General features: G+C 70.8%; 17 protein-coding genes and 1 pseudogene. 12 read left to right on the top strand and 6 right to left on the bottom strand.

The genetic code is table 11. The annotated features are described in order from the left end of the window. Nucleotides 1-237: 237 nt before the first annotated feature. The 4 genes and pseudogenes from ACSP50_RS19070 to ACSP50_RS45080 all read left to right on the top strand — a co-directional run. Nucleotides 238-972, top strand: a complete 735-nt coding sequence (locus ACSP50_RS19070; protein ID WP_014690888.1) for a hypothetical protein — start codon at nucleotides 238-240, stop codon at nucleotides 970-972. Nucleotides 973-1,477: 505 nt separating this feature from the next. Further along, nucleotides 1,478-1,975: a DUF4265 domain-containing protein gene (locus ACSP50_RS19060; protein ID WP_080127917.1), complete on the top strand. Its 498-nt coding sequence runs from the start codon at nucleotides 1,478-1,480 to the stop codon at nucleotides 1,973-1,975. A 186-nt stretch (nucleotides 1,976-2,161) separates the two neighbouring features. Next, entirely contained in the window at nucleotides 2,162-2,800 is a 639-nt protein-coding gene (locus tag ACSP50_RS19055; RefSeq protein WP_014690885.1) for a hypothetical protein, read from the top strand. Beyond that, nucleotides 2,691-3,140, top strand: a pseudogene (locus tag ACSP50_RS45080) (AAA family ATPase); the annotation flags it as partial. The gene ACSP50_RS19055 and the pseudogene ACSP50_RS45080, both read left to right, overlap by 110 nt. On the opposite strand, the gene ACSP50_RS44035 reads toward ACSP50_RS45080, so the two are convergent. Both ACSP50_RS44035 and ACSP50_RS19040 read right to left on the bottom strand, forming a co-directional pair. After that, on the bottom strand, nucleotides 3,059-4,405 hold the full coding sequence (locus ACSP50_RS44035) for an SDR family oxidoreductase (protein WP_014690884.1): 1,347 nt from the start codon (nucleotides 4,403-4,405) through the stop codon (nucleotides 3,059-3,061). The pseudogene ACSP50_RS45080 and the gene ACSP50_RS44035 sit on opposite strands and share 82 nt — an antisense overlap. Beyond that, entirely contained in the window at nucleotides 4,402-5,838 is a 1,437-nt protein-coding gene (locus ACSP50_RS19040) for an NAD(P)/FAD-dependent oxidoreductase (RefSeq protein ID WP_014690883.1), read from the bottom strand. Before ACSP50_RS19040 ends, ACSP50_RS44035 begins: the two co-directional genes overlap by 4 nt. Nucleotides 5,839-5,903: 65 nt before the next feature. Between ACSP50_RS19040 and ACSP50_RS19035 the strand changes: the two genes are divergently transcribed. The 3 genes from ACSP50_RS19035 to ACSP50_RS19025 all read left to right on the top strand — a co-directional run bounded on the left by ACSP50_RS19035 (nucleotide 5,904) and on the right by ACSP50_RS19025 (nucleotide 9,028). Further along, complete coding sequence (locus ACSP50_RS19035; protein WP_043511707.1) at nucleotides 5,904-7,118, top strand: CdaR family transcriptional regulator; 1,215 nt, start codon at nucleotides 5,904-5,906, stop codon at nucleotides 7,116-7,118. A 90-nt stretch (nucleotides 7,119-7,208) separates the two neighbouring features. After that, nucleotides 7,209-7,649 (top strand): YciI family protein, encoded by a 441-nt coding sequence (locus ACSP50_RS19030; RefSeq protein ID WP_014690881.1) that lies wholly within the window; start codon nucleotides 7,209-7,211, stop codon nucleotides 7,647-7,649. 86 nt (nucleotides 7,650-7,735) lie between these two features. Continuing rightward, nucleotides 7,736-9,028 carry an RNA polymerase sigma factor gene (locus tag ACSP50_RS19025; RefSeq protein WP_014690880.1) on the top strand — a complete coding sequence of 431 codons (1,293 nt, stop codon included), beginning with the start codon at nucleotides 7,736-7,738 and terminating at the stop codon, nucleotides 9,026-9,028. Here the strand turns inward: ACSP50_RS19025 and glpK (ACSP50_RS19020) are convergent. After that, nucleotides 9,025-10,494, bottom strand: coding sequence for a glycerol kinase GlpK (gene glpK / locus ACSP50_RS19020; RefSeq protein ID WP_014690879.1), 1,470 nt, complete (start codon nucleotides 10,492-10,494; stop codon nucleotides 9,025-9,027). The two genes, ACSP50_RS19025 and glpK (ACSP50_RS19020), sit on opposite strands and share 4 nt — an antisense overlap. Before the next feature lie 40 nt (nucleotides 10,495-10,534). Next, nucleotides 10,535-11,293: an IclR family transcriptional regulator gene (locus ACSP50_RS19015; RefSeq protein ID WP_043514705.1), complete on the bottom strand. Its 759-nt coding sequence runs from the start codon at nucleotides 11,291-11,293 to the stop codon at nucleotides 10,535-10,537. 138 nt (nucleotides 11,294-11,431) lie between these two features. Between ACSP50_RS19015 and glpK (ACSP50_RS19010) the strand changes: the two genes are divergently transcribed. The 5 genes from glpK (ACSP50_RS19010) to ACSP50_RS18990 all read left to right on the top strand — a co-directional run bounded on the left by glpK (ACSP50_RS19010) (nucleotide 11,432) and on the right by ACSP50_RS18990 (nucleotide 16,220). Then, nucleotides 11,432-12,859 (top strand): glycerol kinase GlpK, encoded by a 1,428-nt coding sequence (glpK, locus tag ACSP50_RS19010; protein WP_052311925.1) that lies wholly within the window; start codon nucleotides 11,432-11,434, stop codon nucleotides 12,857-12,859. A 28-nt stretch (nucleotides 12,860-12,887) separates the two neighbouring features. Continuing rightward, a complete protein-coding gene (locus ACSP50_RS19005; protein ID WP_014690876.1) occupies nucleotides 12,888-14,603 on the top strand; it encodes a glycerol-3-phosphate dehydrogenase/oxidase in 1,716 nt (571 codons plus the stop codon). Between the two features lie 169 nt (nucleotides 14,604-14,772). Beyond that, nucleotides 14,773-15,138, top strand: coding sequence for a hypothetical protein (locus ACSP50_RS19000; RefSeq protein ID WP_155123555.1), 366 nt, complete (start codon nucleotides 14,773-14,775; stop codon nucleotides 15,136-15,138). A 126-nt stretch (nucleotides 15,139-15,264) separates the two neighbouring features. Continuing rightward, entirely contained in the window at nucleotides 15,265-15,690 is a 426-nt protein-coding gene (locus ACSP50_RS18995) for an SRPBCC family protein (protein ID WP_080127915.1), read from the top strand. Then, nucleotides 15,687-16,220: a MarR family winged helix-turn-helix transcriptional regulator gene (locus ACSP50_RS18990; protein ID WP_014690873.1), complete on the top strand. Its 534-nt coding sequence runs from the start codon at nucleotides 15,687-15,689 to the stop codon at nucleotides 16,218-16,220. The genes ACSP50_RS18995 and ACSP50_RS18990 overlap by 4 nt, the downstream gene beginning before the upstream one ends. Nucleotides 16,221-16,230: 10 nt before the next feature. Here ACSP50_RS18990 and ACSP50_RS18985 read toward each other — a convergent pair whose 3' ends face one another. Next, nucleotides 16,231-18,693: an IPT/TIG domain-containing protein gene (locus tag ACSP50_RS18985; protein ID WP_014690872.1), complete on the bottom strand. Its 2,463-nt coding sequence runs from the start codon at nucleotides 18,691-18,693 to the stop codon at nucleotides 16,231-16,233. A 157-nt stretch (nucleotides 18,694-18,850) separates the two neighbouring features. Further along, nucleotides 18,851-20,005, bottom strand: coding sequence for a hypothetical protein (locus ACSP50_RS18980; RefSeq protein WP_080127914.1), 1,155 nt, complete (start codon nucleotides 20,003-20,005; stop codon nucleotides 18,851-18,853). Nucleotides 20,006-20,370 lie beyond the last annotated feature (365 nt).

Here is a 20,370-nt window from a genome sequence, read left to right as displayed (position 1 = left end):
CGATATGCCGACCGGGTCACCCGCACCCTCACATTCGCGATCACCCTGATCCAGCTCTACCACGCAGCACTGCCACTGCGACTACGACGCCAGCGAAACAAATCCCGCGCCCGCGACTCGAACCAGCATGTGGCCTCCGGCCAGGACCGCCACGCCGACCCCGACGACAGCGAGCGAGTCTGTCGCAAGCCGACTGCGGCCGTTCGGGGCTTCTGCTTGATCGATGGAGTGCCGTTGGTGACTACGCTGGCGCCGATGGAGGCGGAGGGTGAAGCAGCGCTGGGACGGCTGTTGGCGTATCGGAGGCCGAAGCTTGCCGCAACGGCAGGTACTGTGCGGCCGGAACTGAAGGAAGTGCTCCAAGGCGGCGCGCTCACGGACGCGCTGGTGCGGCGCCTGGCGCCGGCGCTGGGCTGGCGCACCGCGGACCTGTTCGTGATCGCTGGGCTCGATCTACCCCGCGATCTGGTCCCTGCAAACGGCACCAAGCCTTGGGATGTCGGGTCGATCCTGGAGAAAGCGGCAAGGCTGGCGCCGCAGTCGCTCCGCCGGCTACACGAGTTCGTCCGCTCGCTTCCCGAGCGTCCGCCCGCGTGGCCGCCGGCTCTGCCGCGCCATGCCTACCCGCTCGGGCCCGGCGAGATGATGCTGCGTCTGCTGCGGAACCGTAATATCCGGCCGTACAGCCCGAAGGTGTTGTACTTCATCGGCAACGGTCCGATCGTGTCGCACTCGACGATGGCGATGCTGGGACCAGGCCGTACGAAGCTGACGCCGCAGTACGTGACGGCTTTCGCCACTGTGCTGGGTATTCCCGCCGACGAGCTGGCAGCCGTAACAGGAGTCGCCGCGGCCGTGGATCCGATGCTTCACGGCAACCACGCGGAACTCGCCGAGTTGGCTTGGGCTGCCCGGCGACTGGACGGCAACCAACTTGCCGAGGCACTCGAACTAGCGACAGAGCTGCGATAACGACGCTGTCGCTCGACTTACTCGGGTATCCACTCGTCGACTACCCGCGCATTCACCTTTGGCTGACTTCATGATTGATGGCACGCGGCGTGAGCTGGTTCGCAGGGGACTGTCGGCACCACCGGATGGTTGATAGTGCGTACGTGGTTCCGTGGCGGTTCACCGCTCGGGCCGCCGAGCCACAGCTCGGACTGGCTGGCCGGACTCGAAGCGGTCACGAACTGCGATATCGCCATCCGACCCTTCCGGGTCGACTTCGACGACGTTGTCTTCGGCCTCATCGATGAGACCACTGACGATCCATACGAGGGCCACGGAGGGCCATGGGCCGAGCTCCTCCCTCAGGGACTTGGGTTCCACGAGCCCTGGAACGGCCAATACGACACCTGAGGACGCGGGGATGGCTCCGCCCCCCGTGATCGGTGCACTCCTCGCGGCAGAACAGTATCGTTGACCTTGGATAGGTGTTTGCGGCCTGCCGATCGCCTCCGGCAAGCTGCGGACGATGCGTAAAGGGGGCGATGCAGTGGTCAAGCCACCGGGCGAACAAGTACATGTCTGGTTCGCGTTGACTGGCTGCAACGCTTCCTCCTTCGGCATGGGCGCTGAAGTCATTTCGCCTGAGCGCGTCCGGCTCCCGTCTGCTCCTTGGTTTCCGGTCGATGCGGCCAAGGGTGACATTCTCCGCGTCCAGCAGGGAGAGGACGGCGAACTGTGGGTGCAGGAGAAAGTTCAGACAGCCGGCTACTGTGCCGTCAGGTTGATGCTGACGGCCGACGGCCCACTTGGCTCCGTCGACACCGGCACGAATGCCATGCTGGACAAGTTCGCCGCCTTTGCCGTCACAGGCAAGGGAATGTTTGGAGTTGCGGTAATCGATATTCCACTGGAGGCGGATCTCGACCGGATACGCAGCCTGCTCGAGCATGGCCAGCGCGCCGGCTGGTGGGAATATGAGACCCTTTGCGTAACCGATGCGTGGAAGACTGCTTCCACCAAGTAGTCGTCTGGCCACGTACTCTTCTCGGCAAGGTGAGCGCGCCACCGGAAAAGCCCCGACTGCAATTGTTGAGCCGCCCCGGACGCGTCGGTGCGGCCACCGGAAACCGGATGGGGATCCTGCACGTCGTCGACCGGTCGACGCGGCGGGGACTGTGGCAGTGCGAGGTGATCTCGTTACGCTGCCGGCGTGGGTGACTTCCTCAAGACGACGCTGGCCCGGGTGCCGGACGGATTCGACCTGCCGGAGCCGCTGCGCCTGCTCTTCGCCTGGGTCGACGAGCAGGGTTTCGTGGTGAAGGGGCACGACGGTGACCTGTACGGCTCGTTGAGCGACAACGGCCGGGTGGGTACCTCGATCGAGTTGCGCGGCTACACCGACGAGCAGACCCTGTCGTACGCACGGTCCTGGTTCGACGATTCCGTCCCGGACGCGGCCGCACGGTTGTGGCCGTTCGCGCAGACCGGCGGCGAGGGTTCGATGGCCGCGCTGTGGCGCGACGGCGAGGGACGGGTCAGGATCGTCCATCTCGGTTCGGGCAGCGGTTCGATCATGACGTGCGTGCTCGCCGACGACGCGGTCGACTTTCTCCGGCTGCTGGCGATCGGTTACCGGGAGATCTGCTGGAACGAGGAGTTCGGCGCGCCGCCTGAGCCGTGGGACGCCGACCACGAGGTCGTCAATGCGCCCTACCGCGACTGGCTGAACCGCACCTTCGGTGTCACCGCCCCGGCGACCGGGCTGGAGATCGTGTCGGAGCCCGCCGAGATGGGCGACGAGGACACCACGGACCCGTTCTGCCGCTGGGTCGACAACAGGGACGCCTGAGGTGGTCGCGGGTGCAGGACGCCTTGGCGATCAACGCCGTTCCGCGGGGTCGCCGACGCTGGTGGTGATCCGCGGCAATTCCGGGTCGGGCAAGTCGACGACCGCCCGCGAGGTGCGCCGCCGCTACGGTCGCGGGGCGGCCCTGATCGAGCAGGATCACGTGCGCCGGATCGTGTTGCGAGAGCATGGGGACGTCGACGAACCGGTCGCGCCGCGGCTGATCACGGTGATGGCCCGGTCCGCGCTGGACGCCGGGTATCACGTGATCCTGGAGGGCATCCTGTCCGCCGGCTCGTACGGCCCTCTGCTGCGCGCCCTCGTCACGGAGCACCCGGGGCCGGCGGCGACCTTCTGGATGCAGGTCGGTTTCGACGAGACCGTCCGCCGGCACGAGCGCCGCGATCCGCCGATCCCGGTCACCGCCGCGATGATGCGTGCGTGGTACACCGACCGGGACCTGCTCGGTGTGCCCGGCGAGCAGGTGATCGACGAGACGGTCGGCTTCGAGGAGGCGGTCACCACGATTTTGCACACCAGCGGTCTGGCCACGACCGCGGCGCTGACGCCCTGCCCGATCCGCTGCCCGCGGTGCGCACCGGTGCACGAATCGTCCTCGCGCCGCGTCCAGGAGTGGTGACCGACCACGACTTCCACGTTCCCGGGCCGACGCTGGAGCTCATTCACGCCCGGGTGCGGGCGCTGGCCGTGCTGCGCCGCCGCCGTCGTCGCCGCACGGTCGTCGCGGCCGTCCTGGTCGCCGGTGCGGTCCTGGTCAGCGGAACAATCGGCGTTCGTAACCGGCGATGATCCTCGGGTAGGCGCGCGGCAGCAGCCGCACCAGCCGATCGACGAGTTTCGCGTCGCCGCCCACCAGGATCCGCGATTTCCCGGCCGCCACGCCGTCGGCGATGATCCGTGCGGCCTGCTCCGCAGGCAGTTCAGGAGCTTTTCGTTGTACGTCCGTGCCCGCGCCCGTTGGTCGGCGCTGGGCGACAGCCCCGCCTCCTCGGCGTGCCGCAGGCTGGCCGAGGCGATGTCGGTCTTCACCCCGCCCGGGTGCACCACGGTGACCCGCACCGGATGGCCGGCGTGCAGCATCTCGGTCCGCAGCACCTCGGTGAAGCCGCGCACCGCGAACTTGCTGGCGCAGTACGGTCCGAGGGTCGGCTGGGCCATGAACCCGTTCAGGCTGGACACGTTGATCACATGCCCGTCCCCGGAGGCGATCAGGTGCGGCAGGAACGCCTTCGTCCCGTGGATCACCCCGTACAGGTTGATGCTCAGCGTCCGGTCGAAGCTCGCCCAGTCGCTGTCCAGGATGGTCTGCCCGCCGCCGCTGACTCCGGCGTTGTTGTAGATCTGGTGGACGACGCCGTGGTGCGCGGCCACCGCCGCCGCGTACGCCTCGACCGCGTCGCGGTCGGCGACGTCCAGGTACGCGGTGTGCACCGGCGCGTTCACCCGCTCGGCGGTCTCCTTCAGCCCGGCGTCGTTGACGTCGCTGAGCGCGAGCCGGGCGCCGCGGCGGCCGAGTTCGAGCGCGAGGGCGCGCCCGATGCCCGACCCGGCCCCGGTGATGACGACGACCTTGTCGTGAAAACTCATGAGAAATGCAGCTCCGGGTCGGTGACGTCGTCCCCCCGCAGGAGTTTGACGTCGGACTGGTAGTCCATCGAGGTCAGCCACGGCATCCGGTCACCCTGCCGGGGCAGTTGGTCGACGGCCCGCTGGATGTAGCCGGCGCCGAAGTCCAGGAACGGCCTGGTCGGCATCGCCGGGTCGGCCACGAGCGGACGGCACACGCGGTATCCGCCGGCCTCCATGTGTTTCAGGACGCGGCAGAAGTGCTCGCACAACAGACCGATCTTGAGGGTCCACGACGAGTTCGTGTAGCCGATGGCGTACGCGAAATTCGGCACCCCGGAAAGCATCATCCCCTTGTACGCCACGGTCTCCGGCAGGGCGACCGGCACCCCGTCGACCGACACCGGCACTCCCCCGAACGCCTGCACGTTCAGCCCGGTCGCCGTCACGATGATGTCCGCGTCCAGATGCTGCCCGGAGGCGAGTTCGACACCGCCTGGGGTGAACCGGACGATCCGGTCGGTCACCACCGCCGCCTTCCCGCCCCGGATCGCCGTGAACAGGTCGCCGTCGGGCACTGCGCACAACCGCTGGTCCCACGGGTCGTACGGCGGATTGAAATGCTCGTCGACGGGATATCCCGGCGGCAGCTGACGGGCGTTGACCCAGCGGATGAGTTTGCGGGCCGCTTTCGGATACCGCTGGCAGAACGACCAGACGGCCTTCTGCTGGGCGATGTTCTTGCGCCGGGTCCAGGCATATCCGCGTTCCGGCCCGAGATACTTCTTGAGCGCGTTCGCGACCGGGTCCTTCTTCGACACGGGCATGATGTACGACGGGGTGCGCTGCAGCATCGTGACCCGCGCCGCTCCGCCGTCGACCAGGGCCGGGACGAGGGTGACCGCGGTCGCGCCGCTGCCGATCACGACCACCCGCCGGCCGGCGTAGTCGAGGTCCTCGGGCCAGTGCTGCGGGTGCACGAGCGTACCGCCGAACCGTCCCTCGAAGGACGGCGTGAAACCCTCGTCGTACCGGTAGTAACCGCTCGCCGAGAAGATCCAGTCGCAGGTGATCTCCAGGCTGGTCCCGTCGACGTCGACCGAGACCGTCCAGCGCGCGTCGTCGGTCGACCAGGCCGCGCCGACGACCCGGTGGTGATAGCGGATGTGTTTCTCGATGCCGTTCTCCGCGATCGTCTCGCGCAGGTAGTCGAGAATCCGCGGCGCGTCGGCGATCGACTGCTCGTCGCGCCACGGCTTGAACTCGTATCCGAACGTGTGCAGGTCGGAATCGGAGCGGATGCCCGGATAGCGGAACAGATCCCAGGTGCCGCCGGACGCGCCCCGGGCCTCCAGGATCGCGTAGCTCTTGCCCGGCAACTCGGTCGTCAGATAGCGCGCGGCGCCGATGCCGGAGATGCCGGCGCCGACGATCAGGACGTCGATGTGCTCCACGCAGTAAAGAATCCGTGCCCCGAGCCGGTTGCGCCAGCACAAAACGCACCAGCATGATGACTTTCATGGTGCAGAGTGCTGCGGAGTGGCCGGTCGTGTCGCCGCGGGTCGCCGAGCTGTTCCGGCAGGGCGCGCAGGCGGCGCTGGACGCGGAGGCCGAGTCGGTGGAGGCGGTGCACGAGGCGTCGCTCAGCGGCGACCGGATGCGGCCGGTCGCCGACGACCCGGTGCTGGTCGCCGCGGTGCGCCGCAGCAACGTGGCGAACCTGCGGCAGTGGACCGAGGCGAATGTGCGCGCCCCGGGCCGCCGGGTGCCGGCCAACCTGGGCCCGGAGGTTCTGGAAACGGCGCGCGACATGGTCCGGCGCGGCCTCGACCAGCGGGCCCTCGACTCGTACCGGACCGGGCAGAGCGTCGCGTGGCGGCGCTGGATGCGGATCTGTTTCGCGCTCGACGCCGAGCCGGACGAGCTGCGCGCGCTGCTCGACGTGTCGTCGCTGTCGATCTCCACGTTCATCGAGGACACGATCACCGCGGTGTCCGCCCGGATGGAGGCCGAGCACACCGAGCTGACCCGGGGCGCACACGCCGAACGCCGGGCCGCGGTCAGTCTGCTGCTGGAGGGCGCGCCGATCAGCCGGGGACGGGCCGAGGCCCAGCTCGGCTACCGCCTGACCGGCCCGCACACCGCGGCGATCGTGTGGACCACCGCGGACACCGCCACCGCGCGCCTGGAGGCCGCCGCGGAGGCGCTGACCCGGGCCGGCGGCGCCACCCATCGGCTGACCGTGCTGGCCGGCGCGGCCGCGCTGTGGCTGTGGCTGCCGGTCGCGGTGGCACCCCGGATGACCGATTCCGGCGACCCGGACGTCCGGGTCGCGATCGGCCGCCCCGGCGCCGACGTCGAGGGTTTCCGCCGCAGCCACCTGGACGCCCTGGCCACCCAGCGGATGCTGACCCGGCTGACGTCGCCGCAGCGGGTCGCGCACTACGCCGACATCCAGCTGGCCGCGCTGCTGACCATCGATCCGGCCCAGTGTGCGGAGTTCCTCGCCGACACCCTGGGCGGCCTGCTGCACGCCGACGCCGAGACCCGGGAGACGGTCGCCACGTACGTCCGCGAGCAGTGCAACACGCTGCGCACCGCGGACCGGTTGTTCACCCACCGCAACACGGTCGTCCGCCGGTTGGCCCGCGCCGACGCGCTGCTGCCCCGCCCGCTCGCCGACAACGTGCTGGCGGTCGCCGCCGCCCTCGAGATCCTCCGCTGGCGGGGCTGACGAAACTTTTTCTGGCAGGGTGTCGATCGGGGCGGTCGCCGTTCGACGCACAGGTGAAGAGCCACCCGCGACACTGGAGGAGACAACGCGATGCGGTTCATGGTGATCACCAAGGCGACCACGGCCAGCGAGGCCGGTGTCCTGCCGAAGACCGAGGACTTCGCGACGATGGGCGCGTTCATCGAGGAGCTCGTCGACGCCGGCGTCCTGCTGGCCGCCGAGGGCATCGGCCCCAGCTCCACCGGCGCCCGGATCTACTTCGACGGCGAGAAGAAGACCGTCGTCGACGGCCCGTTCGCCGAGACGAAGGAGCTGATCGCCGGCTTCTGGCTGGTCGAGATGAAGTCCCTCGAAGAGTGCGTGGAGTGGTTCAAGCGCTGCCCGATCCAGAAGACCGCCGGCGAACCCACCAACATCGAGATCCGCCGTCTGTACACGGCGGCGGACTTCGGCGACGAACTCACCACCGAGCAGCGCGAGGCCGTCGCCCGCCGCGAGGAGAAGGCCGACCCGTCCTACCGCTCGGCATAGCCGCGACGGATCGCGCCACGGCCTGAGCCTCCCCGGTCGACGGGCCGGGATGGCCGCGGCGGATCGCGCGGTGGGATAGTCGGGGCGTGCCGACCGACACCCACCGCGCGATCGAGACGGTCTGGCGGATCGAGGCGCCGCGGCTGATCGCCGGGCTCACCCGGCTGGTCCGGGACCTGGGCACGGCCGAGGAGCTGGCTCAGGACGCCCTGGTCGCGGCCCTGGAGCAGTGGCCCGTCCAGGGCGTCCCGGACAATCCGGGCGCCTGGCTGACGACCGTCGCCCACCGCCGCGCGATCGACCGGATCCGCCGCGCCGAGACGTACCGGCGCAGGGTCGAGGAGGCCGGCCGCGACCGAAAGGACTCGGCACCGGATGTCGGCACGCTGGTCGCCGAGGACGACGGCATCGGCGACGACCTGCTCCGGCTGGTCTTCATCGCCTGCCACCCGATCCTGTCCACCGAGGCTCGCACCGCACTCACCCTGCGCCTGCTCGGCGGGCTGACCACCGACGAGATCGCCCGCGCGTTCCTGGTGCCCGAGCCGACCGTCGCCCAGCGCATCGTCCGCGCCAAGCGGGCCCTGGCCAAAGCCCGGGTCCCGTTCGAGGTGCCGCAGGGTGCCGAGCTCGCCGCCCGGCTGTCCTCGGTGCTCGAAGTCATCTATCTGATCTTCAATGAGGGGTACGCCGCGACCGCCGGCGACGACTGGATGCGCCCCGCCCTGTGCGAGGAGGCTCTGCGGCTGGGCCGCGTCCTGGCCCGGCTCGCCCCGCGCGAACCCGAGGTCCACGGCCTGGTCGCCCTGATGGAGATCCAGGCGTCCCGCGCCGCCGCCCGCACCACCCCGGACGGCGAACCGATCCTGCTGGCCGACCAGAACCGCGCCCGCTGGGACCGCCTGCTGATCAGCCGGGGCCTGTCCGCCCTGCGCCGAGCCGACGAGCTGCACGCCGGCCGGCCGGGCCCGCGAGAGTCGCGGACCGGCAAGCCCGGCCCCTACCAGCTGCAGGCGGCGATCGCGGCCTGCCACGCCCGGGCCCGCCGGTTCGCCGACACCGACTGGGTCGCCATCGCCGGTCTCTACGAGCGGCTGGCCGAGGCGGCCCCGTCCCCGGTCGTCGAACTCAACCGGGCGGTGGCCCTGTCGATGGCCTACGGCCCGGCGGCCGGTCTCGACCTGCTCGACCAGCTGGCCGCCTTCCCGGTTCTGGACGGCTATCACCTTCTCCCGGGTGTCCGCGGCGACCTGCTGGCCCGCCTCGGCCGCCACACCGAGGCCCGGGCCGAGTTCGCCCGCGCCGCGTCGCTGACCCGCAACGAACGCGAACGCACGGTGCTGCTGAACCGGGCCGCCGCCTGCGAACGGCTCGGCTAATCCGGGCGGCCGAAGAACACCGCGCAGTCCACGGCCCGCCGCCACCGTCGGTGCTCGGCCGCCCGCCGCCCGGCATCCATCGCGGGCGTCCACCGCCCCGCATGATGCCGGTTGGCCCGCAGATCCCGCGGGTCCGACCAGTATCCGACCGCCAGCCCGGCCGCGTACGCCGCGCCGAGCGACACCGTCTCGGCCACCATCGGCCGCACCACCGGCACGTCGAGGAAGTCGGCCACGATCTGCATCAGCAGGTTGTCCGCGGTCATCCCGCCGTCCACATTGAGTGCGGTCAGCGCGAGCCCCGCATCGGCGTTCATCGCGTCGACCACGTCCCGGGTCTGCCACCCGGTCGCCTCCAGCACCGCCCGGGCCAGATGCGCCTTGGTGATGTAGGAGGTCAGCCCCACGATCACCCCGCGGGCCCGGCTGTCCCAGTGCGGCGCGAACAGCCCGGAGAACGCCGGCACGATGTAACACCCACCGTTGTCCCGCACCGTCCCGGCCAGCGTCTCGATCTCCGACGCGGTGCCGATCAGCCCGAGCCCGTCCCGCATCCACTGCACCAGCGATCCGGTGATCGCGATCGACCCCTCCAGCGCGAACATCGGCGCCTGGTCCCCGATCCGGTACCCGACCGTGGTGATCAGGCCGTGGCTCGACCGCACGGGCGTGGTCCCGGTGTTCATCAGCAGGAACCCGCCGGTGCCGTAGGTGCATTTCGCCTCGCCGGGTTCGAAGCACGTCTGCCCGAACAGTGCGGCCTGCTGATCCCCGATGGCCGCGGCGATCGGCACCCCGGGCAGCACGCTCGACGCCGTCGCGTACACCTCCGCGGAGGACCGGATCTCCGGCAGCATCGCCCGCGGAATCGCGAACCGGGCGAGCAACTCGTCATCCCAGTCCAGCGTCGACAGGTTCATCAGCATCGTCCGGCTGGCGTTGGTCACATCGGTCAGATGCGCACCGCCGGTCAGATTCCAGATCAGCCAACTGTCCATCGTCCCGAACAGCACCTCGCCCCGCCCGGCGCGCTCCCGCAGCCCCTGGACGTTGTCGAGCAACCACTGGATCTTCGTCGCCGAGAAGTACGTCGCCGGCGGCAAGCCGGTCCGGGACCGGATCACCTCAGGATCGAGAGCGGAGACCAGCTCGGCCGTACGGGTGTCCTGCCACACGATCGCGGGCGCCACCGGGACGCCGGTCGCCCGGTCCCACAGCACCGTCGTCTCCCGCTGGTTGGCGATCCCGATCGCGGCCACCTCCGTGACCCCGGCCTCGCGCAGCACCCGCCCGATCAGTCGCCGCACGTCCCGCCAGATCCGCGCCGCGTCGTGCTCCACCCAGCCCGGCTGCGGATAGGACTGCGGATGCTCGGCCCGCGCCACCCCCACCACGGTCGCCCGCCGGTCGAACAGGATGCACCGCGTCGACGTCGTCCCCTGATCGATGGCCAGCACGAAGCTCACGCCCACACCCCCGACGAGACCGTCCGGCCCGGTCCGAAGCTCACGCCTGCACCTCCCGCGAGATCGAGCGCGCCACCGCCACCACCTGCTCCACCAGCGCCGGCCGGGCCTGCCGCCGGGTGTCGGTCAGCCGCTCGACCGGCCCGGCCACCCCGACCGCGCCGATCACCAGCCCGCCGGACGCCCGCACCGGCGCCGCGATCCCGGCCAGTCCGGGCCGCCACTCCTCCACCGACAGACCCCAGCCGCCGGCCCGGGTCGCGGCCAGTGCCCGGGCGAGGGCGCCGCTGTCGGTCACCGTCCGTCGCGTGTACGCGGTGAGCCCTCCCGCCACCGCCGCCCGGGTGGCCGCCGCCGAGTAGGCGAGCAGCACCTTGCCGAGCGCGGTCGCGTGCGGCGCCAGCCGGGTCCCGATGTCGAGGCTCTGCGCCGAGTCGTCGGGCCGGAACACGTGGTGCACGACCAGCACCTGCCCGTCGGCGAGCACCCCGAGCCGCACCTGTTCCCCGCTGCGGGCGGCCAGGGTGTCGGCCCAGTTCAGTGCCCGGCCGCGCAGCTCGTTCGCGTCGATGCCGGGCGCGCCCAGGTCGTGCAGGCCCCGACCGAGCCGGTAGCGGGCGGTCCGCGGGTCCTGCTCGACGAAACCGACGTGCTCCAGGGTGCGCAGGATGCTGTGCGCGGTCGATTTCGCCATCCCGAGGGCGTCGGCGATCTCTTTCACCCGCAGCCGGTCGTCACCGGCCGCGAGCAGCCGCAACACGGCCGAGGACCGTGCGATCGACTGGATCAGGCCGGGCACGTGCGACATTGTCGCACGCATGGCGTTGCCGCGTCCCCGGGTCGCTCTTAGCGTCGCTGCCGGGGTTCGGGCATCCAGGGAGGGCCAGTGGGGCGGTACGTCGGCGCGATCGATCAGGGCACGACCAGCACGCGGTTCATGGTCTTCGACCGGTCCGGCGCGGAGATCGGCCGGTGCCAGCTGGAGCACCGGCAGATCCAGCCGCGGTCCGGCTGGGTCGAGCACGATCCGGTGGAGATCTGGGAGAACACCCTCAAGGTGATCGCGGGCGCGCTGGCCGGCACCGGTCTCACCCCGGCCGACCTGGCCGCGATCGGGATCACCAACCAGCGGGAGACGACGGTGCTGTGGGACCGGGCGACCGGCGTCCCGGTGGCGCCCGCGATCGTGTGGCAGGACACCCGTACGGCCGAGCTGGTCTCCGCTCTCGATCCTGAGGTGATCCGGTCCCGGACCGGCTTGCCGCCGGCGACGTACTTCTCGGCGACGAAGATCCAGTGGTTGCTCGACAACGTCCAGGGGCTGCGGGAGCGCGCCGGGCGGGGCGAGGTGCTGTTCGGGACGATGGACAGTTGGCTGATCTGGAATCTGACCGGCGGTGCGCATCTGACCGATGTGACCAACGCCAGCCGGACGATGCTGATGAACCTGTCGACGCTGGACTGGGATGACGAGTTGCTCGCCCGGTTCGCGATTCCGCGGGCGATGCTGCCGGAGATCCGGTCCTCCGCGGAGGTGTACGCGACGGCGTCGAGCGTGCTGCCCGGGGTGCCGATCGCCGCGGCCATCGGGGATCAGCAGGCCGCACTGTTCGGGCAGACGTGCTTCGAACCCGGCGAGGCGAAATGCACCTACGGCACCGGCGGGTTCCTGCTGATGAACACCGGGACCACGCCCGTGCGGTCGAGCCACGGCCTGATCACCACGGTCGCCTACCGTTTCGCCGGTCAGGCGCCGGTCTTCGCCCTGGAGGGGTCGATCGCCGCGTGCGGCGCCGCCATCCAGTGGCTGCGCGACCAGCTCGGCGTCCTGGACACCGCGGCCGACAGCGAAACCCTGGCCGGGCAGGTCGAGGACAGCGCCGGCGTCTGCTTCGTGCCGGCGTTCTCCGGCCTGTTCGCCCCCTACTGGCGGCCGGACGCCCGGGCCGCGATCGTCGGGCTGTCCCGTTTCCACACCGCCGCGCACCTGACCCGGGCCGCGCTGGAGGCGATCTGCCACCAGACCCGCGACGTGGTCGAGGCGATGGCGCAGGACTCCGGCACGGCCCTGGACTGCCTGCAGGTCGACGGCGGTGTCACCGCGAACGCGCTGTGCATGCAGCTGCAGGCGGACATCCTCGGCGTCCCGGTCAGCCGGCCGGCCGTGGCCGAGACCACCGCGCTGGGCGCCGCCTACGCCGCGGGACTCGCCGTCGGCTTCTGGTCCTCCCCGGCCGAGCTGCGCGCCAACCGGCACGAGGACCGCCGCTGGGAACCCACCTGGCCGGCGGACCGGCGTACCGAAGGCATCACCCGCTGGCGGGCGGCGATCGACCGCACCCTCGACTGGGTCAGCGTCGGCTGACCGGCCCTGTAGGAAAGAAGGATCGACTATGAAAACCGGAGTGATCTCGCCGGAGTCCCGGCGGCGGGCCCTGGCCGCCATGACGTCCGGGGAGCTGGACGTGCTGGTCGTCGGCGCCGGCGTGGTCGGCGCCGGGTCGGCTCTCGACGCCGCCACCCGAGGGCTCAGCGTCGGCCTTCTCGAGGCCCGTGACTTCGCCAGCGGCACCTCCAGCCGGTCCAGCAAGCTGATCCACGGCGGGCTGCGCTACCTGGAGATGCTCGATTTCAGCCTGGTCCGGGAGGCGCTGCGGGAACGCGGCCTGCTGATCCAGAAGCTCGCCCCGCACCTGGTCCGCCCGGTGCCGTTCCTGTATCCGCTGCAGCGCCGGGCCTGGGAGCGGTTGTACGTCGGCGCCGGCGTCGCCCTCTACGACATCCTGGCCCTGTCCGGTGGCGGCGCCGGCGTGCCCGTGCACCGGCACCTGAGCCGCCTGGAGGCGCTCAAGGCGTTCCCGTCGCTGCGCCCGGAGACCCTGGTCGGCGCGATCCGCTATTACGACGCCCAGGTCGACGACGCCCGGCACACCATGTTCCTGGTCCGCACCGCCGTGGCCAACGGCGCGCACGCCGCGTCGCGCACCGAGGTCACCGGTTTCCTCCGGGAGGGCCGCCGGGTCGTCGGCGTCCGCGCCCGTGACCTGGAGACCGGCGCCGAGCTGGAGATCCGCGCCCGCACCGTGATCAACGCGACCGGCGTGTGGACCGGCGACAGCCAGGCCCTGCTGACCGGCGAACGCGGCCAGTTCACCATCGCCGCGAGCAAGGGCATCCACCTGGTCGTCCCGCGGGACCGGATCGCCGGCCACACCGGCATCATCCTGCGGACCGCCACCAGCGTCCTGTTCGTCATCCCGTGGGACCAGCACTGGATCATCGGCACGACCGACACGGCGTGGAATCTCGACAAGTCGGACCCGGCCGCCTCCGGCCGGGACGTCGACTACCTCCTCGACGAGGTCAACAGGGCGCTGGCCGTCCCGCTGACCCGCGACGACGTGCAGGGTGTCTACGCCGGGCTGCGGCCGCTGCTGTCCGCCGAGGCGTCCACCACCGCCAAGCTGTCCCGCGAGCACGCGGTCGGCCACCCGGTCCCCGGCATGGTCGTCGTGGCCGGCGGCAAATACACCACGTACCGGGTGATGGCCAAGGACGCGGTCGACGCCGCCGTCCAGGATCTGGCCGCCCGGGTCCCGGCGTCCTGCACCGACCAGGTCCCGCTGCTCGGCGCCGACGGTTATCGCGCCGCCTGGAACCGCCGCCAGACTCTGGCCCGCGAATCCGGCCTCACCGTAGCCCGGATCGAAGCCCTGCTCCACCGGTACGGCACCCTGCTCGACGAGGTGCTCGCCCTGATCGAAGCCGACCCCAGCCTGGCCCTGCCCCTGGACGGTGCCCCCGGCCACCTGCGCGCCGAGATCGTCTACGCCGCCACCCACGAGGGCGCCCGCCACCTGGAGGACGTGCTGGCCCGCCGCACCCGCATCGCCTTCGAAACCCCGGACCGCGGGGTGATCGCCGCCCGCGCCGCCACCACCCTGCTCGCCCCGGCCCTGGGCTGGTCCCCGGCCGACGCCGAGCGCGAGGTCGCCACCTACGAGGCCCACGTGCGAGCCGAACTCGCCGCCCAGACCGAACCCGACGACCGCTCCGCCGACGCCACCCTCCGAGCCCTCACCACCAGCCCCCTGACCTCGGCCGTCTGACCCGCGCGCCGGTCACCTCGGCCGCCTGACCCGCTCGGCCCCGGGCCGAGCACGCACAACGCGCTGGAGCACTCCGGTCCCGGGCACTGCGCCCGGGACCGCTACGGCGTGGCCGCCTCGGCACCGCGCGGCCGAGGCGGGTTGGCGACCGCTCGTAATATCGACAAACGTGATGGACGATGAGCCGGAGGCCGTGGAACCCACCCCGATTCCCCCGTCCCGGTCGGGGAGCGCGGGCGCGGTACTCGCCATCGTCGTCCTGACCGCCTTCGCCGGTTATGCGCTGGTGCTGGCTTACCTCTTCAGCTGGGCCGCCGGGAACCGTTGCGTCCCCGACGATCCGGGCTTCTTCTGCACCCCGACCGGCGAATCGCTGGCCTCGATCGTTCCGATGATCGCCACCCTGGCCGGCGCGATCTGCGGCTACACCGGCATGAGCCGCCCGCCGGGGCACCGCGGTCGGCTGATCCTCGTCGGCTATCTGATCATCGCGGGTGGACTGCTCGTCGGGCGGGTGCTGGTCGACGTCGGCTGATCTCCGGCGATCAGTGCGGTGCTGACAGCCCTCGTTGCGACGGCTTGTCGGTATGCGCCCCCGGGTCCGGCAGGACGAGTTTCCCTTGTGGAACAGCTTCACGTCGCATAGTGTTGTCACGACAACATGGGGGTTGCGATGTACGAGTTCGGCGAGAGCACCGTCATCCGGGCCGACCTGTCCGCGGTGTGGGACACGGTCACCGACGTCAGCGCCTGGCCCGCGTGGGATCCGCACGAGCAGCAGGCCCGCCTCGACGGCCCGTTCGCGACGGGCACCACCGGCTGGTCCAAGCCGCGCGGCGGCCCGGCCACCACCTGGCGTCTCACCGAGGTGGTCCCCCGCCGCCGCTGGGCCAGCGAGTGCGACCTGCCCGGCGGGACACTGTCCGGGGTCACCGCCTACGAGCCGCTCGACGACCGGCGGATCCGCTGCACCAAGACCATCCGGGTCACCGGCCCACTGACCCCGCTGTTCCGGTTCTACTTCGCCCGCCGCATCCGCCGCGACATGCTGAAAACCTGGGCCGCCCTGGAGACCCGAAGCGCATGACCGGACCCGACGCGCAGAGCAGGCCCGGCCCCGGCCCCGACCCCGGCACGGAAAGCATGACCAGGCCCGACTCCGGCCCGATGCTCTCCCCCGGCTTCTGGCTGCACCACGCCGCCCTGACCTGGCGCGCCGAGTTGGACGCCCGCCTGCGCCCGCTCGGCCTCACCCCGACCCAGTTCATGCTGCTGGCCTCGGCCGGCTGGCTGGAGCACGTCTCCGGCCCACCGACCCAGCAGCAGGTCGCCGACGAGGCCGGCGCCGACCGCATGATGACCTCCCGGGTGGTCCGCACCCTGCAGGAGCGTGGCCTGCTGACCCGCAGCCCCGACCCGGCCAGCCCGCCGTCGCTGCGCCTGAGCCTCACCGACGCCGGCCGCGCCGTCACGCGGCAGGCCACCCGGGCCGCCCGCGACGTCGACACCCTGATCTTCGGCGACGCCGCCCCGCACCTGCGTACCAGCCTGCGGCAGATCGCCGAGTCCGGAGGACCGACAAGGGTGGCCCGACCGCACCGGCCGGGCCACCCTTGACGAAGCGGTATCAGAACGGGCTGACCGTGAACGTCGAGCCGCTGGTCACGTCCGTCTGGAAATAGGCCGGGTCGGTGGTCGCCGCATCCGGCGCCCCGTTGCTGACCACCACCAGGTTGTACGCGCCGTCCGGCACCGGGGCCGCGGCGTACAGGTTGGCGTTGACCGGCTTGTTCAGCGTGAGGTCGGCCGGTCCGGCGGTGACGGCCGCCTGCGCCGACAGGGTCGCGCTGGTGCCCGCGACCACCGCTCCGACCGTCGTCCCGGGCGTGATGCCCAGTGAGTTGTTGCCGATCACCGCGCCGCTGTCGCTGGACTGCAGCCCGCTGCTGGTGAGTGTCGTCGACCCGCCGGTCGTGCTGGCCGCGGACAGCGTGTACTGAGTGCTGGCCGTGGCCGGCGCGGACAGGGTGGCGGTGGCGCCTCCGGGGGCGACCGCGGTGATCGTGGTGCCGTTCGCGATACCGCTGGTGCCGCTGACGACCCGGCCGATGTCGGCACGGGTGAACGCGCCGCTGGAGGTGGAGACCGTCGCGCTGCCCGCGGTCGTGGTGATCGATCCGGTGAAGGTGTGTGCCGGCACCGCGCCACCGATGGTGGCCGACAGGGTGGAGCCGGTCAGCGGGGACGGGGCGGAGATGACCACCTTGGTCGGGCCGAGCACCGAGGTGATCAGGCTGTTCGGCGGGATGTTGGCGTTGCCACCCTGCACGATCGGCTGGCCGAGGTCGTTCGGGCTGAACTTGCCGGCGGCCGAGACCACCACCCGGCTGCCCGCCGTGGTGGACAGGTCGGAGGCGATCGTGTTGGTGTAGGCGGACGGGTCGAAGAAGCCGGTGCCCTGGGCGTTCAGTTTGCGGTTCAGCTGCAGCGTGCAGACCAGTTCGGTGTCGCTGATCGGCAGCACGTTGACGCATTCGGCGACCGGGCCGTTGGCCCGCACCCCGCTGGTCACCTCGGCGCCGTTGTAGACGCCGTTGACCAGGAACACCCGGCCGGCGTTGCCACCGGTGCCGAAGTTGATCGCCACGAAGCCGGCGCCCTGGACGTCGACGTCGACCGTCGGTGACGTGCTCGGCGCGGTGTTGGGGCTGACCGTGATGGTGTTCAGGTAGGAGTACGCGCCGGGCAGCGCCTTGGTGCCGGCCGGCGTGCTGACCACCAGGGTGAGGTTCGTGTCGGCGGTGTGCGCGGGCACCTGGGCGGTGAACGCCTTGTCGCTGATCGGCTGGATGTTGGTCAGCGGCACGCCGTCGAGGGTCGCGGTGATCCGTCCGGCGTCGGTCGGGAAGTCGGTGCCGACCACGGTGATCGTGTTGCCACCGGCGGGCGGGCCGGCGGACGGGTTGATGCCCATCGGGTTGGCCACCACCCCGGCGGTGTAGTTGGTGGTCCCGATCAGGCCGCTGGTTCCGGTGCTGCCGCTGTAGAAGCAGATCTGGTACGTCGTGGGCTGACCCGGCTGCTGCAGCGTCAACGGTGGCAGGGTGACCGCGGCCCGGCTGCTGGTCAGTCTGCGCACGCTGCCCGGCGCGGTCAGGGCGAGCGGGGTCACCCCGTTGACCTGCCCGGTGGAGTAGGTGCCGGGGCAGCCGGCGTTCATCGGCAACACCAGCACGGCGGGGGTGGTGATTCCGGTGAGGAAGGCGCCGGGAGCGCTGACGGTGACGCCGGTGCTGGCCGAGTACGAACCGCTGCCCGGGGTGACGGCCAGCGCGTTCGCGTTGTAGCCGGCGATGCTGAGCAGGGAGCCGGCGGCGCTGCTGCCGTCGTACAGGCAGATGTTGTAGTTGGTGGGTGCCGGCCCGTTGGTGACCACCCCGGACGGGACGGTCAGCGCCACCGTGCTGTTCGACTGCCGGGCCAGGCCGGCGACGGTGAGGTTCGCCGGGTTGGTGCTGCCCAGGGTGGCGGCGCACTGTCCGGTGGTGAAGACCGCGGACACGGTGTTGTAACCGGTGAAGACCGGGTTCTGCATGCCGGTGCTGAGGGTGAGCGGGTTGCCGCCGCCGGTGAGACCGGCGTTGCTGCTCGCGGCGGCCCCGGCGCCGACGTACAGCGGGCCGCCGCTGAGCAGGTTGCTGGTGCCGGCCGTCGCCCCGTCGTAGGCGCAGGCGTAGTACAGCTTGACGGCCCCGTTGGGGCCGGGGGCCGGCCCGCCGCTGGCCGGCACGGTGAAGGTCAGCGAGGTACCGGTGCGGTTGCTGACGGTGGGATTCCACGGTCCGGTGCCGCCGGCGGTAGCCAGTTTGCCCGGGCACGGGCTGGTGTTCAGCTGCACGACCGAGTTGCCGGTGAACGCCGCGCTCTGGTCGCTGAGCGTGGCGTTGCCACCCGGCATGACGATCCACGGGCCGATGTTCGCGCCGGCCAGTGCCGGCAGGGGCGCCGCCAGGATGACGGCGCCCACCGCGCCGGCGGTGAGTCCGGCGCCGAGCAGGCGGCGCCGGGTTCGGGACAGGAATTGGGACATGCGTCGCCCTCCAACGGCGGTCACACCGCAGATCAGGATCGGGGTTCGAGGGCGGCCGCGGTCGCCCGTGGGCAGCCTAATAGCGCATGTCGGAAACTATTTGGCTTATCGGATTCATCCGTTTTAATCCGACATTTAACCGCTGGTTGGTGGGTGGTCAGGGGTGGTGGCGGGGTCCGATGGTGGTGTTGGTGGTGTGGGTTTTGGTGGTCCAGCGTTGGTATTCGGTGTGTTCGGTGGTGGGGGTGATGGGTTGGGGCAGGCTGGTGTTGGCGGTGCAGGTGGGGGTGCAGTCGTCGAGTTTGTAGTCGTGGCGGGTGGGTCGGTTGTTGGTGATGGTGGTGTAGCCGACGGTGTTGCCGGTGGCGGTGTTGTTCTTCCAGATGCCTTGGGTGGTGTGGTGGTAGCAGCAGTCCCAGACGTAGAGGCCGGTGAAGAAGTGGGTCATGCGGCGGCCGTCGGGTAGCAGGCCGGAGGAGATGACGCGGTTGCCGGTGAGGGTGTTGTCGTGGCCGGCGGCGATGAGGATGCCGACGTTGGTGGTGGAGACGATCTGGTTGTTCTCGCCGTGGACGAAGGCGGGGGCGTAGGCGGGGTTGACGCCGGTTCCGGAGTCGGCGATGTTGATGCCGCTGCCGGAGGAGGCGTCGGTGGCCGGGTTGCGGGGGTAGGCGCCCTGGACGTAGTTGTCGTGGATCCGGATGGGTTGTTGTGCGGTGCCGCTGCTGTTGGACAGGTTGATGTTGTCTTCGCTCTGGCTCTGTCCCGCGGTGTTGATGATTTCGTTCCAGCCGATGTCGATCCCGGTGCGGGTGTGCTGGAAGCCGTTGAGGGCGATGGCGTTCGCGCCGCACTGGCCGTTGCGGGTCGGGAACGGGTAGGTGTTGAGCGTGGTGCTGCAGCCGCTGGTGCCGGTGACGCGTCCGTCGACGTTGCGGACCTGGTTGCGTTGGACGCGGATGCTGTCGGTCGAGCCGGGTTTGTTGTCCCCGATCAGGGTGACGCCCCGGGTGTGTTCGAAGTAGTTGTTCTCCACCACGATCTTCTTCGGCCAGACCGCCAGGACGAAGAATCCGCGGGTTTTACCGGTGATCCGCGGGTCCTGGCCGGTGCCGCGGCAGTCCCGCACGGTCAGGTCGATACCGGTCTGCGCGTCCCGGTCGCTGAACCGGGCACTGATCAGATCCCCGGGGCCCTGGACCTGGCAGTCCTGCAGGATCACCGGCTCGGAGGTGCGGATGCTGACCGCCGGCACCCCCGGGTCCGTGCTGCGCCAGTTACCCCGGTACGTGCCACCCTTCGTGATCGTCAACGGTCCCTGAAACGACACCCCCGGACTCGCCGACACCACACCCGAACCCGACGGCGAAACCGACACACCGACCGACGCCGCTTCAGGACCGGGGGACGCCCCGGCGCCGTCCGGAGACCGCCCGGCGGCCGCGGGAGAGGCCGACTTCGAGTCGGCAGCGGGCCGGCATCCCGCCATCGGCAGCAGAAGCAGCGCTGCGGCGACGGCGATCGAGCGCCTGCCCAGACGATTCGTATAGGACATGGTAATCCCCTAGTGGGTGTGGAGCGGAAAGACCGCCGGTGACATTAATGGCGTCGCCGAACACTTTCCACAGGCCCCCAGGCCGCCCGTGACCCGCATTTTCAGAAAAGCGCGAGCCGATT

This window comes from Actinoplanes sp. SE50/110 (genome assembly GCF_900119315.1).
Taxonomy (GTDB): domain Bacteria; phylum Actinomycetota; class Actinomycetes; order Mycobacteriales; family Micromonosporaceae; genus Actinoplanes.
The sequence above is the reverse complement of the archived record's forward strand: the minus strand, read 5'-3'. Positions and strand labels throughout refer to the sequence as shown.